13 protein-coding genes are annotated in these 16,059 nt (G+C 60.7%); 12 read left to right on the forward strand and 1 reads right to left on the reverse strand.

All coding sequences use genetic code 11. The features are described from left to right. The first annotated feature begins 48 nt into the window (after positions 1-48). The 12 genes from mraZ to murB all read left to right on the forward strand — a co-directional run bounded on the left by mraZ (position 49) and on the right by murB (position 14,191). Entirely contained in the window at positions 49-489 is a 441-nt protein-coding gene (mraZ, locus tag QDY28_RS01495) for a division/cell wall cluster transcriptional repressor MraZ (RefSeq protein WP_331379937.1), read from the forward strand. A gap of 14 nt (positions 490-503) precedes the next feature. Next, complete coding sequence (rsmH, locus tag QDY28_RS01500) at positions 504-1,529, forward strand: 16S rRNA (cytosine(1402)-N(4))-methyltransferase RsmH (protein WP_331379938.1); 1,026 nt, start codon at positions 504-506, stop codon at positions 1,527-1,529. Position 1,530: 1 nt separating this feature from the next. Continuing rightward, complete coding sequence (gene ftsL, locus QDY28_RS01505; RefSeq protein ID WP_331379939.1) at positions 1,531-2,067, forward strand: cell division protein FtsL; 537 nt, start codon at positions 1,531-1,533, stop codon at positions 2,065-2,067. After that, entirely contained in the window at positions 2,067-3,815 is a 1,749-nt protein-coding gene (locus tag QDY28_RS01510; RefSeq protein WP_331379940.1) for a peptidoglycan D,D-transpeptidase FtsI family protein, read from the forward strand. The genes ftsL and QDY28_RS01510 overlap by 1 nt, the downstream gene beginning before the upstream one ends. Before the next feature lie 64 nt (positions 3,816-3,879). After that, positions 3,880-5,343 (forward strand): UDP-N-acetylmuramoyl-L-alanyl-D-glutamate--2,6-diaminopimelate ligase, encoded by a 1,464-nt coding sequence (locus tag QDY28_RS01515; RefSeq protein WP_331379941.1) that lies wholly within the window; start codon positions 3,880-3,882, stop codon positions 5,341-5,343. After that, a complete protein-coding gene (locus QDY28_RS01520; protein WP_331379942.1) occupies positions 5,340-6,800 on the forward strand; it encodes a UDP-N-acetylmuramoylalanyl-D-glutamyl-2,6-diaminopimelate--D-alanyl-D-alanine ligase in 1,461 nt (486 codons plus the stop codon). The genes QDY28_RS01515 and QDY28_RS01520 overlap by 4 nt, the downstream gene beginning before the upstream one ends. Before the next feature lie 11 nt (positions 6,801-6,811). Further along, positions 6,812-7,933, forward strand: a complete 1,122-nt coding sequence (gene mraY, locus QDY28_RS01525) for a phospho-N-acetylmuramoyl-pentapeptide-transferase (protein WP_331379943.1) — start codon at positions 6,812-6,814, stop codon at positions 7,931-7,933. A 7-nt stretch (positions 7,934-7,940) separates the two neighbouring features. After that, positions 7,941-9,353 carry a UDP-N-acetylmuramoyl-L-alanine--D-glutamate ligase gene (gene murD, locus QDY28_RS01530; protein WP_331379944.1) on the forward strand — a complete coding sequence of 471 codons (1,413 nt, stop codon included), beginning with the start codon at positions 7,941-7,943 and terminating at the stop codon, positions 9,351-9,353. A 1-nt stretch (position 9,354) separates the two neighbouring features. Then, entirely contained in the window at positions 9,355-10,509 is a 1,155-nt protein-coding gene (gene ftsW, locus QDY28_RS01535) for a putative lipid II flippase FtsW (protein ID WP_331379945.1), read from the forward strand. Positions 10,510-10,686: 177 nt separating this feature from the next. Then, positions 10,687-11,808 carry an undecaprenyldiphospho-muramoylpentapeptide beta-N-acetylglucosaminyltransferase gene (gene murG, locus QDY28_RS01540; RefSeq protein ID WP_331379946.1) on the forward strand — a complete coding sequence of 374 codons (1,122 nt, stop codon included), beginning with the start codon at positions 10,687-10,689 and terminating at the stop codon, positions 11,806-11,808. After that, complete coding sequence (gene murC, locus QDY28_RS01545; protein ID WP_331379947.1) at positions 11,805-13,220, forward strand: UDP-N-acetylmuramate--L-alanine ligase; 1,416 nt, start codon at positions 11,805-11,807, stop codon at positions 13,218-13,220. Before murG ends, murC begins: the two co-directional genes overlap by 4 nt. Then, the gene (murB, locus tag QDY28_RS01550) at positions 13,217-14,191 is read left to right on the forward strand and encodes a UDP-N-acetylmuramate dehydrogenase (protein ID WP_331379948.1); all 975 of its coding nucleotides are present in this window, start codon (positions 13,217-13,219) and stop codon (positions 14,189-14,191) included. Before murC ends, murB begins: the two co-directional genes overlap by 4 nt. Positions 14,192-14,283: 92 nt before the next feature. On the opposite strand, the gene QDY28_RS01555 is transcribed toward murB, so the two are convergent. Further along, a complete protein-coding gene (locus QDY28_RS01555; protein WP_331379949.1) occupies positions 14,284-15,615 on the reverse strand; it encodes an MFS transporter in 1,332 nt (443 codons plus the stop codon). Positions 15,616-16,059 lie beyond the last annotated feature (444 nt).

A 16,059-nucleotide genomic window follows, 5' to 3' on the forward strand; every position in this document is an offset into this window, starting at 1 on the left:
GCGGGCGAATGATCGCCCGTATGTCATGGGAAACGGGTGTTTCGCGTCATGAACCGCTTCCTATCGAATGCAACCAACAGGATCGATGCCAAGGGCCGGGTATCCGTGCCGGCGGCATTTCGGTCCGTGCTGGCGGAGCGCAATATCCAGGAGCTATATTGTTTCCAGGATTTTGTGTTTCCGGCGATCAGCGTCGGTGGTCTCGATCTGCTCGATCGGTTCGAGCGGCAGATTGCGGCGGACGATCCTTTTTCGCCGGCGGCGAACGAGATGTCGCTCCTCATTCACGGGGGCGGGGTCTTTATGAAGCTCGATGCGGAAGGGCGACTGATGGTCACGGATTTTATCCGCGGCTTCACCGGTATCGCCAACGAGGTGACCTTCGTCGGGCGGGCAGATCATTTTCAATTATGGCAGCCGGAGGCCTTTCAGGCCTTGCAGGCGCAGGCACGAGAGGGGCGCAAGCTGGCGGGCCGGCGCTCGGAGTAGAACGGGGAAACGGAATGGCGGCGAATCCTGGCGGAGGCTCGACTGATGCCGGTGGCGGACCGGTTCGTCACATTCCGGTTCTTCTTGCGGAGGTGCTTGACGCGTTAGCGCCAGCTCCCGGCAGGCTCATTCTAGACGGCACGTTCGGTGCGGGTGGTTATACCTCTGCTATTCTGGCTGACGGTGCGGACGTGATCGCGCTAGACCGTGATCCGACGGCGATCGCGGCGGGACAGGCAATGGTTGCGGCGCATGCTGGCCACCTTTCTCTCGTTCATTCGCAGTTTTCCAAGCTTGCCGACCATGCGCCGCAGGGCGGGCTCGATGGTGTCGTGCTCGATATCGGCGTCTCATCCATGCAGCTCGATGAAGCCGAGCGCGGCTTCTCGTTCAACAAGAACGGTCCGCTCGACATGCGTATGTCGGCAAGCGGCGTATCGGCGGCCGATGTCGTCAATCGCGCCAAACTCGCCGATCTCATTCGCATCTTCGCCTTCCTCGGTGAGGAGAAGCAGGCGCCGCGCATTGCGCATGCAATCGAAAAGCGCCGCGCAGAATCACTGTTCGTCACGACCCGCGATCTCGCCGGGCTGATCGAAGTCGTTACGCCGCGAAAGGCCAAGGACAAGATTCATCCCGCGACCCGTGTCTTCCAGGCGCTGCGCATCTTCGTCAACGACGAGCTTGGCGAGTTGGCTCAAGCGCTGTTTGCCGCCGAGCGGGTGCTGAAGCCGGGCGGGCGCCTGGTTGTCGTCACCTTCCATTCCCTGGAAGACCGGATCGTCAAGAAGTTCTTCGCCGATCGCTCCGGCCGCGCTGCCGGCTCCCGCCATATGCCCATGATGCACGAGCGGCTGGCGACCTTCGATCCGATTGGTAAGCCGATGATTTCCGCTAGCGATGCGGAAGCGGAGGCCAATCCGCGGGCGCGTTCGGCCAAGTTGCGCGCCGGTCTTCGCACCACGGCGCCGGCTGAAGCCGCCGATCTCTCGATCTTCGATCTGCCCAATCTCGCCAGTCTCGAAAAGCTCGGAGGTTGATATGCTGAAGACTTTTGACATCGTTCTGATTGGCGTCATGACAGCGATGGCCACCGTTACCTACACCATCAAGCATCGTGCCGAGGTGAAACTCGAGGAGGTTCATCGCCTCGAATCGGAGATCAAGCTGGAGAAGGACACGATCGAGCTTCTGAAGGCGGATTGGGCGCTGGTGGTGCAGCCGAACCGCTTGGAACGATTGGTCAACAATTACAGCAACGAACTCAAGTTGCAGCCGACGCTGTCGACGGCGATCGTGCAGCCAAGCGAATTGCCGATGCTCCGATCGCAGCTTCCGCCGGAAACGGTTGCCGATGCAAAGGATGTCTCGAAGGATGGCGGCGCCAAAACGGCTAGCGGCAAGGTGAAGGCCGCTGCAGCATCAAAGAACGGCGACACGACGGATGCGGAAATCAGGAAGGCGATTGCCGATGTCGCCGCCGCTCCCGCGCCGCGTCCGGTCGCCAAAGCGCCATCGCTGCTGAAGCGCAAAAAACAAGAAGTCGACAATATCGCAACGGGATCGGTGGACGAGTGATGTCTTTTCTTTCGCGCATCATGGTCTTGAAAAGCAAGGCGCATTTCTCCACCGACGGCAATAACCGCCCGAACGACGGCGGCAGTTCGACATTCGAAGGTGCCCGCAAACGCAAGTCCAATCAGGCCAAGAGCCGTGTCGTTTTGTTGGTCGCAAGCTTTACCGTCGTCTACTGCATTATCGGTGGCCGTCTTGCCCAATTCGCCATGACGCCGCCGGATACGACGTCGAGCATTCTGCCGCCGGACCGGCTGATGGCATCCCGCCCCGATATCGTTGACCGCAATGGCGCCCTGCTTGCGACCGATATCCGCACGGTGTCGCTGTTTGCTGAACCGAACAAAGTCATCGATCCCGACGAGGCGGTCGAGGAATTGCGCACGGTCCTGCCCGATCTCGATACCAAGGGCACCTATAAGAAGCTTGCCGTCAAAACCTCGCATTTCGCCTGGCTTCGCCGCCAGTTGACGCCGAAGCAGCAGAGCCAGATTCTGGCGCTCGGCATTCCCGGCATCGGTTTCCGCCCGGAAAAGCGCCGCTTCTACCCCGGCGGTTCGACCGCCGCCCATATTCTCGGCTACGTCAATATCGACAACCGCGGCGTTGCCGGCATGGAGAAATACATCGACGACCAGGGGCTTGCCGATCTCGCGGCTGCCGGCATGACCAATGACCAGCCGCTGCAGCCGGTGAAGCTGTCGATCGATTTGCGTGTGCAGGACATCGTCCACGACGCAGTCGTGAACGCGGTCAATAATTTTCAGGCAAAGGGTGCGGGTGCGGCGGTGCTCGACGCCCATACCGGCGAAGTGCTCGCCATGGCGTCGGCGCCCGACTTCGATCCGAACTATCCGAACGAAGGGGCTGCCGAAGGCTGGCTCAACCGAATGACGAACGGCACGTTCGAAATGGGATCGACCTTCAAGACCTTCACGATGGCAATGGCGCTCGATTCCGGCAAAGTGACGCTGCGCGACGCCTTCGACGCCACCAATCCGATCCGTATCGGCGGCTTTACCATTCATGACTTCCACGGCCAGCATCGTGTGCTGACCGTTCCGGAAATCTTCCAATATTCGTCCAACATCGGCACGGCAAAGATTGCCGACCTGGTCGGTATCGACGCGCACAAGGAATTTCTGACGCGGATGGGGCTGCTCACCAAATTGAGCACCGAGCTGCCGGAAGTGAAGATGCCGACGCAGCCGCATGTATGGAAGAAGATTAACTCGATCACTATCTCCTTCGGCCATGGTGTCTCCACAACGCCGCTACAGACGGCTGTCGCCGGTGCGGCCCTCGTCAATGGCGGTAAGCTGATCGAGCCGACTTTCTTGCCGCGCACCCGCGAGCAGGCCGATGCGATCGCCAAGACCGTCGTCAAGAAGAGCACCAGCGACGACATCCGCTTCCTGCTCGATTTCAACGGCTCCAAGGGATCCGGCCGCGCCGCCCGCGTGCCCGGCTACGACGTCGGCAGTAAAACCGGCACGGCCGACAAGGTCGTCAACGGCCGCTACTCGCACACGCTGAATTTCAACACCTTCCTGGCTGCCTTCCCGATCGACAATCCGCAATATGTCATCATGACCTTCTGCGACGAGCCGAAGACCGGTGAACATGGCGGTACGATTTCGGCATACACGGCCGCGCCGATCGCTCGCGACATCATCGCCCGGGCAGCGCCCATCCTTGGAATACAGCCCAGTTTCGGAAACGATAACTCCGCCTTGCTGGTGTCTTATTAAGCGTGAAAGAATACACGGGTCGATTCGCGAGGGGCGGACTGATCAAGAACGAAAAGTATATTCGATGAACTTGCGGGATATTGCCGGAAATGCGTTTCCGGAACTCAACGAACAAATCGGCGGGGCATTTGGTGATCTTGAGATAACAGGCCTTTCCGCCGATAGCCGTAAGGTGGCACCCGGCATGGCTTTCGTAGCTGTCGCCGGCACGAAGGCTGACGGCGCAAGTTTCATTGCCGATGCTGTTGCGCGTGGTGCGTCTGTGGTTGTCGCCGGCCAGGGCGCTGTCGCCTCCGGCGTACCGTTGTTGACCGTTGCGGAGCCGCGCCGGTTCCTCGCCGTCGCTGCTTCGCGCTTTTATGGCAGGCAGCCTCAGACCATGGTCGCCGTCACAGGCACCGCCGGCAAAACCTCGGTCGCGTCCTTTACCCGTCAGATTTGGGCGCATGCGGGCCATCCGGCGGCGATGATCGGAACGACCGGCGTCATATCCCCGACACGCAACGACTACGGTTCGCTGACGACGCCCGATCCGGTGTCGCTGCACCAGTTGCTCGCCGAGCTTGCGGAGGAGGGCGTCACCCATGCGGCGATGGAAGCCTCCAGTCACGGCCTCGACCAATTCCGCCTCGATGGCGTCAGGCTTGCCGCCGCCGCCTTCACCAATCTTAGCCGCGACCATATGGACTATCATCCGACGGTCGAGGACTACATGGCCGCCAAAATGCGGCTGTTCAGGGATTTGCTGCCGAAAGGCTCGCCGGCGGTGATCTTTGCCGACGATGCATGGTCACAGCAGGCGATCGCTGCTGCGCGCGACGCCGGGCAGGACATACGCACCGTCGGGCGCAAGGGCGATTTCCTGGCGTTGAAGCGCGTCGAGCATTTCCGTCATAAACAGATCGCGGAAGTGCATGTGGGCGACGATATTTTCGAGATTCATATTCCGCTTGCCGGCGATTTCCAGGTCGCTAATGCGCTCGTTGCTGCGGGCCTTGCCATGTCCACCGGCGTTGCCGCTCCTGTTGCGATGGCGGCGCTCGAAAAGCTCACTGGTGCTTCCGGGCGATTGGAGCTTGTCGGTCATACCCATGATGGCGCGCTTGCCTATGTCGATTATGCGCACAAGCCGGATGCATTGGAAAATGTGCTGAATTCGGTGCGGCCGTTCACCACTGGCCGCGTTATCGTCGTTTTCGGTTGCGGCGGCGACCGCGATCGCGGCAAGCGGCCGATCATGGGCGAAATCGCCTGCCGTCTGGCGGATGTGGTGGTGATCACCGACGATAACCCGCGCTCGGAAGAGCCGGCGGCGATCCGCGCCGAGATCATGGCCGCAGCATCCTGCGCCACCGAGATCGGCGATCGCGCCAAGGCGATCCGCGAGGCGGTCGGCATGCTGAAATCCGGCGATACGCTGATCGTCGCGGGCAAGGGGCATGAGGAAGGTCAGACGATTGGCAGCGTCACGCTGCCTTTCTCCGACCATGCCGAACTGCGCAAAGCACTGGAGGAGGTAAAGTCTTGAGCTGGCTGTGGACAACTGAAGACATGATCGCCGCCATTGCGGGCCGCTCCTTTGGAGCGATGCCTGAGGGCGTTACCGGGATTTCCATCGACAGCCGTTCGATCAAGCCGGGCGAGGCATTCTTCGCCATCAAGGGCGATCGCGTCGATGGTCATGACTATGCCAACCTGGCGATGGCGAACGGTGCGGCATTGATCGTAATCAGCGAGGCGCGGCTGCCTGCGATGGGCCGGCTGACCGTGCCGAAGATCGTCGTCGACGACGTGTTGGCCGGGCTCGCCAGGCTCGGCGTTGCCGCCCGCCAGCGCACGCATGCCCGCATTATCGCCGTCACCGGCTCTGTCGGCAAAACCACTACGAAAGAAATGCTGCGCCGGACGCTTTCGCCGTCCGGCAAGGTGCATGCTTCTGTTGCCTCCTTCAACAATCATTGGGGCGTGCCGCTGAGTTTGGCACGCATGCCTCAGGACACGGATTTCGGCGTTTTCGAAATCGGCATGAACCATCCGGAGGAGATCCGCCCGCTAACCAGGATGGTGCAGCCGCATGTGGCGATCATCACCACGATTGCGCCGGCTCATCTCGGCAACTTCAAGAACATCACCGAGATTGCTGCCGCCAAGGCAGAGATTTTCGACGGCGTCGTGCCGGGGGGCCACGTCATCCTCAACCGCGACAACGATCAGTTCGAGTTCCTGGAGCGTGCCGCGTTGGCCGCCGGTGTCGAGCACGTGCACAGTTTCGGCCAGCATGCCAAGGCAGACGTGCGGCTCGCGGAATTCAACGCGTCGGAAGAGAATTCGACGCTCTGGCTGACGATCGGCGGCGAGACGATGGAAGTTGCGATCGGCGCGCCCGGGCGGCATATCGCGGAAAACGCGCTGGCCGTTCTCGGTGCGGTGATGCTCGTTGAGGCCGATCTCGACAAGGCAGTCGATGCGCTGGCGACGCTGCAGGCGGAAAAGGGCAGGGGTCAGCGCCACAAGCGCGCGATCGCCAATGGCTACTTCACGTTGATCGATGAAAGTTACAACGCCAACCCGGCATCCATGCGCGCGGCCATTGCGCTGCTGGCGACATCTTCGCCGGATGCTAGTGTCGGCGTCAGAGCGGGCAGGCGCATCGCCGTCCTCGGCGACATGTTGGAAATGGGGGATTACGCCCAGAGGGTGCATGCCAATCTTGCCGGTCCGCTGCTGGCGGCCGGCATCGAGCATGTCTGGCTGGCAGGTCCGGAGATGGTGGCGTTGAGGGATGCGCTGCCGGAAAGTGTTCATGTCGAATACCGTGAGAATACGGAGGAGCTCTCGGAATTCGTGCTCAACTCGGTCGCCCCTGGCGACGTTTTGATGGTGAAATCGTCGCTGGGGATAGGATTCGGGAAGATCGTGGCAGCTTTGCTTGACAAGTTTCCAGCATTTTCCGACACGGAGCCCCACTCCCATCAGGGGCTTTAGAAAGGGCTCTTATGCTGATTTGGCTTGCCGAACTGTCGGACCACGTTCATTTTTTCAGTACTCATTTCAGATTTCTCAATCTGTTCAGATACATCACGTTCCGCACCGGCGGCGCTTTGTTCACTTCGGCATTGATCGTCTTCCTTTTCGGGCCACGAATCATTTCCTCTTTGCGTGTACGCCAGGGCAAGGGCCAGCCGATTCGCGCCGATGGTCCACAGACCCATTTCAAGAAAGCCGGTACGCCGACCATGGGCGGGCTGATGATTTTGGCCGGGATCGTGGTGTCGTCGTTGCTGTGGGCCGATCTTGCCAGCGTCTACGTGGTTGCGACGCTGCTGGTTACCTTGGGCTTCGGCGCCATCGGCTTCTATGACGATTATCTCAAGGTCACGAAGCAGAGCGACAAGGGCTTTTCCGGTCGCGCCCGTCTCGGCATCGAATTCGTCATCGCCGCCATTGCCGTCTATTTCATGATGAGCACGGCGCTGTCCTCAGGTACTGCCGGTTCGACATTCGGTTCATCGATCGCCTTCCCCTTCTTCAAGAATTTCATGCTCAATCTCGGCATGTTCTTCGTGCTGTTCGGTGCTTTCGTCATCGTTGCCGCGGGCAATGCCGTGAACCTGACCGACGGCCTTGACGGGCTTGCCATCGTGCCGGTCATGATCGCGGCCGCCTCCTTCGGCGTCATTTCCTATCTCGCCGGCAACTTCGTCTTTGCCGATTATCTCGCGATCAATTTCGTGCCCGGTACGGGCGAACTGGCCGTGGTGCTTGGCGCTGTCATCGGCGCCGGCCTCGGCTTCCTCTGGTTCAACGCGCCGCCGGCCGCCATTTTCATGGGCGACACCGGTTCTCTGGCGCTCGGCGGCATGATCGGTTCGGTGGCGGTCGCCACCAAGCATGAGATCGTCATGGCGATTATCGGTGGCCTGTTCGTGCTGGAGGCGCTTTCGGTGATCATCCAGGTCGGCTTCTTCAAGATGACCGGCCGCCGCGTCTTCCTGATGGCGCCGATCCACCATCACTTCGAGAAGAAGGGCTGGACGGAGAGCCAAGTGGTGGTGCGCTTCTGGATCGTTGCGGTCATCCTGGCGATGATCGGCCTCTCCACTCTCAAGCTCCGGTGAGGCGGCGATGATCCCTGTCACCACGCTCAAGGGGAAAAAGGTCGCGCTGTTCGGCCTCGGCGGCTCGGGTTTTGCCACTGCGCGGGCGCTTGTTGCCGGTGGCGCCGAGGTGACCGCCTGGGACGACAATCCCGACAGCGTGGCGAAGGCGGCGGCCGAAGAGATCCCGGTCGCCGATCTCAGAACGATCGATTGGAACGGGCTTTCGGCTTTCGTGCTGTCGCCGGGCGTACCGCTGACGCATCCGAGGCCGCACTGGACTGTCGATCTCGCTCACGCAGCCGGTGTCGAAGTCATCGGCGACGTCGAGCTCTTCGTCCGCGAGCGGCGGGCACATGCGCCGGATTGCCCGTTCATCGCCATCACCGGCACCAATGGCAAATCGACGACGACGGCACTAATTGCCCATATCCTGCAATCGAGCGGCAGGGATACGCAGCTTGGCGGCAATATCGGGACGGCCATCCTGACACTGGAGCCTCCGAAGGCGGAGCGCTACTACGTCGTCGAATGCTCGTCCTATCAGATCGATCTCGCGCCGACCCTCAATCCTTCCGCAGGCATTCTGCTCAATCTGACACCCGATCATCTCGATCGGCACGGCACGATGCAGCACTATGCCGAAATCAAGGAACGGCTGGTGGCCGGCAGCGGCGTTGCCGTCATCGGCGTCGACGACAGCTATTCTTTGCTGATTGCCGACCGCGTCGAACGGGCGGGCGGCAAGGTGACCCGCATCTCGCGCCGGCATGTGCTGGCCGATGGACTTTATGCCGAAGGCGGCCGCATCATTCAGGCGTCGACCGGCGCGACTTCAGAGATTGCCGATCTCAACGGCATCCAGACGCTGCGAGGCGGTCACAACGCGCAGAACGCCGCGGCAGCGATTGCCGCATGTCTGGCGGTCGGTGTTTCGCCTGACGATATCCGCGCCGGGCTCAAGTCTTTCCCCGGCCTCAAGCATCGCATGCAGCCGGTCGGCCGGCGCGGCCGCGTTGTGTTCGTCAATGATTCCAAGGCGACCAATGCGGATGCCGCCGCACCGGCGCTTTCGAGCTACGATCACATCTACTGGATCGCCGGCGGTTTGCCGAAAGAGGGTGGCATCACGATGCTGGCGCCGCTCTTTCCGCGCATCGCCAAGGCCTATCTTATCGGCGAAGCGGCACCGGCCTTCGCAGCGACGCTCGGAGAGCAGGTGCCCTACGAAATATCGGGCACTTTGGAGCGCGCGGTCGCGCATGCCGCAGCCGATGCGGACAAGGACGAACATGAGACGGCGGCGGTGATGCTGTCACCGGCTTGCGCAAGCTTCGATCAATACAAGAATTTCGAGGTCAGGGGCGATGCCTTCGTCAGCCACGTGGCTGCGGTCGAAGGCGTCACCATGCTGATCGGTTCAGCAACAGGAGGCAATTGATATGGTAAGCCGCGTTGAGCGTGGGGCCTTGGCCGAATGGTTCTGGACCATCGACCGTGTGTTCCTGGCACTATTCGTCCTGCTGATCGGTATCGGCTTCATGCTCTCCTTCGCGGCATCGCCGGCGGTGGCCGAACGCATCGGCCTCGAACCCTTCCACTTCGTCAAGCGCCACGCCCTGTTCCTGGTTCCGGCCGTCGCGACAATGATCGCCATCTCTTTCATGACGCCCCGGCAGGTGCGCCGCACAGCGGTCATTCTGCTGATTGTTTCGCTGGCGATGATGCTGTTCGCGTTGTTCTTCGGCGTCGAGGTCAAGGGATCGCGGCGCTGGGTCAACATCGCGGCGCTTTCCATCCAGCCGTCGGAATTCATGAAACCGGCCTTCGTCGTCGTCTGCGCCTGGCTGTTTGCCGAGCATGCGCGCCAGCCGGAAATTCCGGGCAATCTCTTCGCCATCATCCTCTTCGGCATCGTTGCGGCGCTCCTCGTGGCCCAGCCTGACCTGGGGCAGACGATCCTTACCACCGCTGTTTGGGGCGGGATGTTCTTCATGGCCGGTATGCCCTGGCTTTGGATTGGGGTGCTCGGCGGCCTCGGCGTCGGCGGCTTCGTCACGGCCTATTATGTCTTTCCCCACGTGGCGCTTCGCGTTGACAAGTTCTTGACCGGCGAGGGCGATACGTTTCAGGTCGATACCGCCAAGGAAGCGATCATCCACGGCAACTGGTTCGGCGTCGGACCGGGCGAAGGCATCGTCAAGCGCATCATTCCGGACGCCCATACCGACTTCATCTTCTCGGTTGCTGCCGAGGAATTCGGTGTGGTCTTCTGCATGGTGCTCGTCTGCATCTTCGCCTTCCTGGTGCTGCGCGGCCTGTCGCATGCCTATAAGGAAAAAAACGATTTCAACCGCTTTGCCGTCGCAGGCCTGGTGTTGCAGATCGGTATTCAGTCGATCATCAATGTCGGCGTGAACCTGCAATTGCTGCCGGCAAAGGGCATGACGCTGCCGTTGATTTCCTATGGCGGCTCGTCGATGACAGCGATTTGCGTGACGGCGGGCTTCATCCTCGCTCTGACGCGTCATCGGCCGGAAAAGAGGGCGCAGGACCGCAGCCTCTTTCGCGTGACGCATGGATTGCCGGCGGAGTGATCGTGTTGGACCTATCTGCGCTTCGTTCCCATCTTCCGGACTACTCTCATTCTTCGTTCGCTTTCGCAAAGATGGGGGTCTATGAAGGAAGCTTGACGCGCTCCAGTGACGCGGAAGTGGCGGCTTCCTATATTAGGGAGATGCCCTATGCAGGGGTTATTCGCGGGAGCGAAGATCATGAGTAAAGGTATTATCCTGCTTGCTGCCGGCGGAACCGGCGGCCACGTATTTCCGGCTGAAGCATTGGCCTACAAGCTGAGAGAACGCGGTTATTCCGTGCACCTCGTCACCGACAGCCGCGCGGAACGCTATGCCGGCAAGTTTCCGGCCGATGAAATTCACGTGGTGCCGTCGGCAACGATCGGTTCGAAGAATCCGATCAAGGTCGCAAAGGCGCTTTGGACGCTGTGGACGGGCATGCGCGCCGCCCGCAAGCTGATCCGCAATATCAAGCCGCACTGCGTCGTTGGCTTTGGCGGTTATCCGACCGTGCCGCCGCTGCTTGCTGCTACCCGCATGGGCGTGCCGGCGATGATTCATGAGCAGAACGCTGTGATGGGCCGCGCGAACAAGGCGCTGGCCGCGCGGGTCCAGGCGATCGCCGGCGGTTTCCTGGAAAAGGGCGGCGCGTTTCCGGAAAAGACGGTGACGACCGGCAATCCCGTGCGTCCGGCCGTGATCGAAGCAGCGAAGCGGCCCTATGTGCCGTCCGGTCCGGACGATCCGTTCAATCTGGTGGTCTTCGGCGGCAGCCAGGGTGCTCAATATTTCTCCAAAGCGGTGCCGACGGCGATCAGCCTGTTGGAGGAGCCGCTGCGCAAGCGCCTGCGGATCACGCAGCAAGTGCGCCCCGAGGATATGGAGACGGTCAATAGCTGCGCCAGGAGATTGGAGATGGGCGCCGATGTCGCGCCGTTCTTCACCGACATGGCCGAGCGCATCGGTGCTGCCCATCTCGTCCTCTGCCGGTCCGGCGCTTCGACGGTATCGGAGCTTGCCGTCATCGGTCGCCCGGCAATCCTGGTGCCCTATCCCTACGCCCTGGACCACGACCAGGCAGCCAACGCGGCCGCACTTGCGGCAACGGGTGGCGTCAAGGTCATTGCGCAGGCCGAACTCACGCCGGAGAAGCTCTCGACGATCCTGCGCGGCGCGATGACGATGCCGGAGAAACTGGCAAAGATGGCGGCTGCGGCCAAACAGGCCGGCAAACCGGATGCGGCAAGCTTGCTCGCCGACATGGTTGAGGCTATTGCCGCGAAACGTTCAATTCAGGAATTCAAGGGGGCGGGCGTATGAAGCTGCCGAAGGCTATCGGCCTTGTGCATTTTATCGGTATCGGCGGTATCGGGATGAGCGGCATTGCCGAAGTGCTGCACAATCTCGGCCATCGCGTGCAGGGGTCGGACCAGTCGGAGAGCGCCAACGTGCAGCGGCTGCGCGACAAGGGCATCGCAGTCCATATCGGTCACAAGGCGGAGAATCTCGGCGACGCGGAAGTCGTGGTCGTGTCCACCGCCATCAAAAAGAACAATCCGGAACTCGTCGCCGCGCGCGAAAAGCTGCTGCCAGTGGTGCGCCGCGCCGAGATGCTGGCCGAGCTGATGCGCTTCCGCAACGCCATCGCCATTGGCGGCACGCATGGCAAGACGACCACCACCTCGCTGGTCGCGACCCTGCTCGAAGCCGGCGGACTTGACCCGACCGTCATCAATGGCGGCATCATCAACGCCTATGGCACCAATGCCCGCATGGGCGAGGGCGAGTGGATGGTGGTTGAGGCCGATGAATCGGACGGCACCTTCCTGAAGCTGCCCGCCGACGTCGCCGTCGTTACCAATATCGATCCGGAGCATCTGGATCACTATGGCAATTTCGACGCCGTGCGTGCCGCCTTCCGGCAGTTCGTCGAGAATGTGCCGTTCTACGGTTTCGGTGTCATGTGCCTCGATCATCCGGAAGTGCAGTCGCTGGTCGGGCGCATCGAGGACCGCAAGGTCATCACCTATGGTGAGAATCCGCAGGCAGATGTGCGCTTCAAAAATGTCCGGATCGATGGCACGCGCTCGCTGTTTGATATCGAAATTCGCAGGCGCCGGACGGGAAAGGTCTTCGAGATCAAGGATCTCGTCATGCCGATGCCCGGTCGGCACAATATTTCCAATGCGACGGCGGCGATCGCTGTCGCCAACCGGCTCGGCATCTCCAATGCGGCGATCGCCAGGGGGCTCGCCTCCTTCGGCGGCGTCAAGCGTCGCTTCACGCTCACAGGCGAATGGAATGGCGTGAAGGTCTTCGACGACTATGGCCATCATCCGGTGGAGATCAAGGCCGTGCTTAGGGCGGCGCGCGAGGCCTGCCAGGGCCGTATCATCGCCGTTCACCAGCCGCATCGTTACACGCGCCTGTCGAGCCTCTTCGAGGAGTTCGCCGCCTGCTTCAACGACGCCGACAGTATTTTCCTGGCGCCGGTCTATGCCGCCGGCGAGGACCCGATCGAAGGCGCGGATTCGCAGGCTCTGGTATCGCGCATCAAGGCAGGCGGCCATCGCGATGCGCGTTATCTGCCGTCGCAGGAGGATCTTGCCCGCTTGATCGCGGAGATTGCGCGGCCGGGTGATTTTGTGGTTCTCTTGGGGGCTGGCAGCATCACATATTGGGCAGCTTCATTGCCAAAGGAATTGGAAGGCCTCTCGGGTAAGTCCGCATGAAACAGGTGAATGGGGAAAAGCTTCTGGCGTCGCTCGGCGACAGCGTCAAGGACATCAGGGGCCGGTTGACGCCGGACGCGCCGATGGATCGCGTCACATGGTTTCGCGCCGGCGGGCTGGCGGAACTGATGTTCCAGCCGCATGATACGGACGATCTGATTGCTTTCCTGAAGGTTCTGCCCGCCGAAGTGCCGTTAACGGTGGTGGGTGTCGGCTCGAACATCCTGGTGCGCGACGGCGGCATTCCCGGCGTTGTCCTGCGTCTTTCGGCGAAGGGCTTCGGTTCGGTCGAGCTTGCCGGCGAGAACCGCATCATGGCCGGCGCGATCTGCCCGGATAAGCATGTTGCCGCCATGGCCATGGATAACAGCATCGGCGGCTTTCATTTCTATTACGGCATTCCGGGCGGCATCGGTGGGGCAGCACGTATGAATGCCGGCGCCAACGGCTCCGAGACGCGTGATCGTGTCGTCGAGGTGCATGCCGTCGACCGCAAGGGCAAGAAGCATGTGCTGACCAACGCCGAGATGGGTTACACCTATCGGCATTCGACGGCATCGGACGATCTGATCTTTACCCATGTTCTTTTCGAGGGATATCCCGAGGACCGGGCCAAGATTCGGGCCGAGATGGATGCCGTGCGAGCGCATCGCGAGACGGTGCAGCCCATTCGCGAAAAGACCGGCGGTTCGACATTCAAGAACCCCGAGGGGCATTCCGCCTGGAAGCTGATCGATGAAGCTGGTTGCCGCGGCCTCGTCATCGGCGGCGCGCAGATGTCGTCGCTGCACTGTAACTTCATGATCAATATGGGGCAGGCGACCGGCTACGATCTCGAATATCTTGGCGAGCAGGTGCGCCGCGAGGTTTTCGAGAAGTCCGGCATCAAGCTGGAATGGGAAATCAAGCGCCTCGGCTGCTTCATGCCCGGCCGGGAAGTTCGCCCCTTCCAGGGGGTCACCACGGAGTAGGTTTGCGCTGCAATCGGCTCAAACTTCATAAAATGATTCAACAAAAAGGCCGGGTTTTCACCCGGCCTTTTCAATCGGTTATCGCGAAATCTTCAGACTTCGTCATTGCCTGAGAGCAGGATGCCGATCAGCGAGAGCAGTGCGGCGCCCGCCAGATAGTAGCCTACATAAACCAGGCCGTAGGTCGTCGCGAGCCATGTGGCGATGTAGGGAGCCAGCGAGGCCCCGACGATGCCGCCAAGATTGAAGGTCATCGACGCACCGGTGTAGCGCACGGTAGTGGGGAAGGGCGCGGCGAGTGCCGCGCCGATCGGGCCGTAGGTAAAGCCCATCAGGGCCAGGCCAATGATCGAGCAGGCGAAGGCACCGGCAAGGCCGGCCGTCAGCAGTGACGAATAGAACAAGCCGAAGATCAGGATGCCGATCGTCGTCAGGATCAGAACCAGCCGGCGCGAATAACGATCCGACAACAGGCCGGAAAGCGGGATCATCAGGCCAAAGAACACGACGCCGACAAGCTGGACGACAAGGAACTGGCCCTGCGAGTAGCCGAGACCTGCTGGCAGCGGTCCGTTGCCGGGCGGCCTGGTGCCCCAGCTCAGGGTGAACGCCGTCATCAGGTAGAACAGCACGAAAGTCGCTACAGCGATAATGGTGCCGAGAATCAGGCTGCGAAGGTGCGAGCGGAGGATGACTGCGATCGGAACCGAAACGCGTTCCTCTTTCTCGATTGCGCGCTGGAATTCTGGGGTTTCCGTGATTTTCAGACGGACATAGAGGCCGACGGCAACGAGCACGATGCTGATCAGGAAGGGGACGCGCCAACCATAGTTGAGGAAGTCCGCATCAGCCATGCTTTCGCGCAGAATCAGAAAGAGGCCGGCCGACAGGATGAAGCCGATGGGGGCGCCGAGCTGCGGGAACATCGCGTACCAGCTTCGCTTGCCTTCCGGGGCGTTTTCCGTCGCAAGCAGTACTGCGCCACCCCATTCGCCGCCGAGACCAAGACCCTGACCGAGGCGGCAAAGCGCCAACAATACCGGTGCGAGAACGCCGATCGACTCATAGGTCGGCAACATGCCGATCACGACGGTTGAAAGACCCATGGTCATCAGAGCCGCGACAAGCGTCGCCTTGCGGCCGATTCGGTCGCCGAAGTGACCGAAGATCATCGCGCCGATCGGGCGCGCGAAGAAGGCGATCGAGAATGTTGCAAAGGACTGCAGCGTCGCTGAGGTCGGATCGCTGGCAGGAAAAAACAGCTTCGGGAAGACGATAACAGCCGCCGTTGCGTAAACGTAGAAGTCGAAAAATTCGATTGTCGTACCGATAAGGCTCGCGATCAGAACGCGTGCCGGGGAATTCGCAACAACGCTGTTCGATGACGAGGGTGTCGGCGATAAAGGAGATATCGCGTCAGTCATGGTCCCACCAATTTAGATGATGCTAAGGTTGCCTTAGCGGCAAGGGGTGTCCTTAGCGCAATTTTTGTTCGGCGCAAACGTCTAAGAAGCAAGAAACCGACACGGGGTGGGCCAATCCTTTGGCTCAATCATTGATTCAGGAGCGGAAGGATCATCGTTCGCCATTCTGGCAGGCGTCGTCGGCGATCGCGCTGATTTAGCGGCGTAATAAGGCTTACGAAGCCCTGCAAAGGAGACCCCGGCGCAAGGCTATTTGTTTAAAAATTTCTAAAAGTGGATATTCAAACATAGCAACTCCATGATTCTAATGGCAGAATTCTTCAAGTCGATTTGATTCGAGAAAATTGATCTCTGCGAGACCGGTCAGAAGTTAACGAAAGTAAACGCTTCATTAACCTTAATGTTGTTCTAATGGAGCCAACAAGACGTCGCGAGAATCGCTGC

This window comes from Rhizobium sp. BR 362 (assembly GCF_036528765.1).
In the GTDB taxonomy this organism is placed as follows: Bacteria; Pseudomonadota; Alphaproteobacteria; order Rhizobiales; family Rhizobiaceae; genus Rhizobium.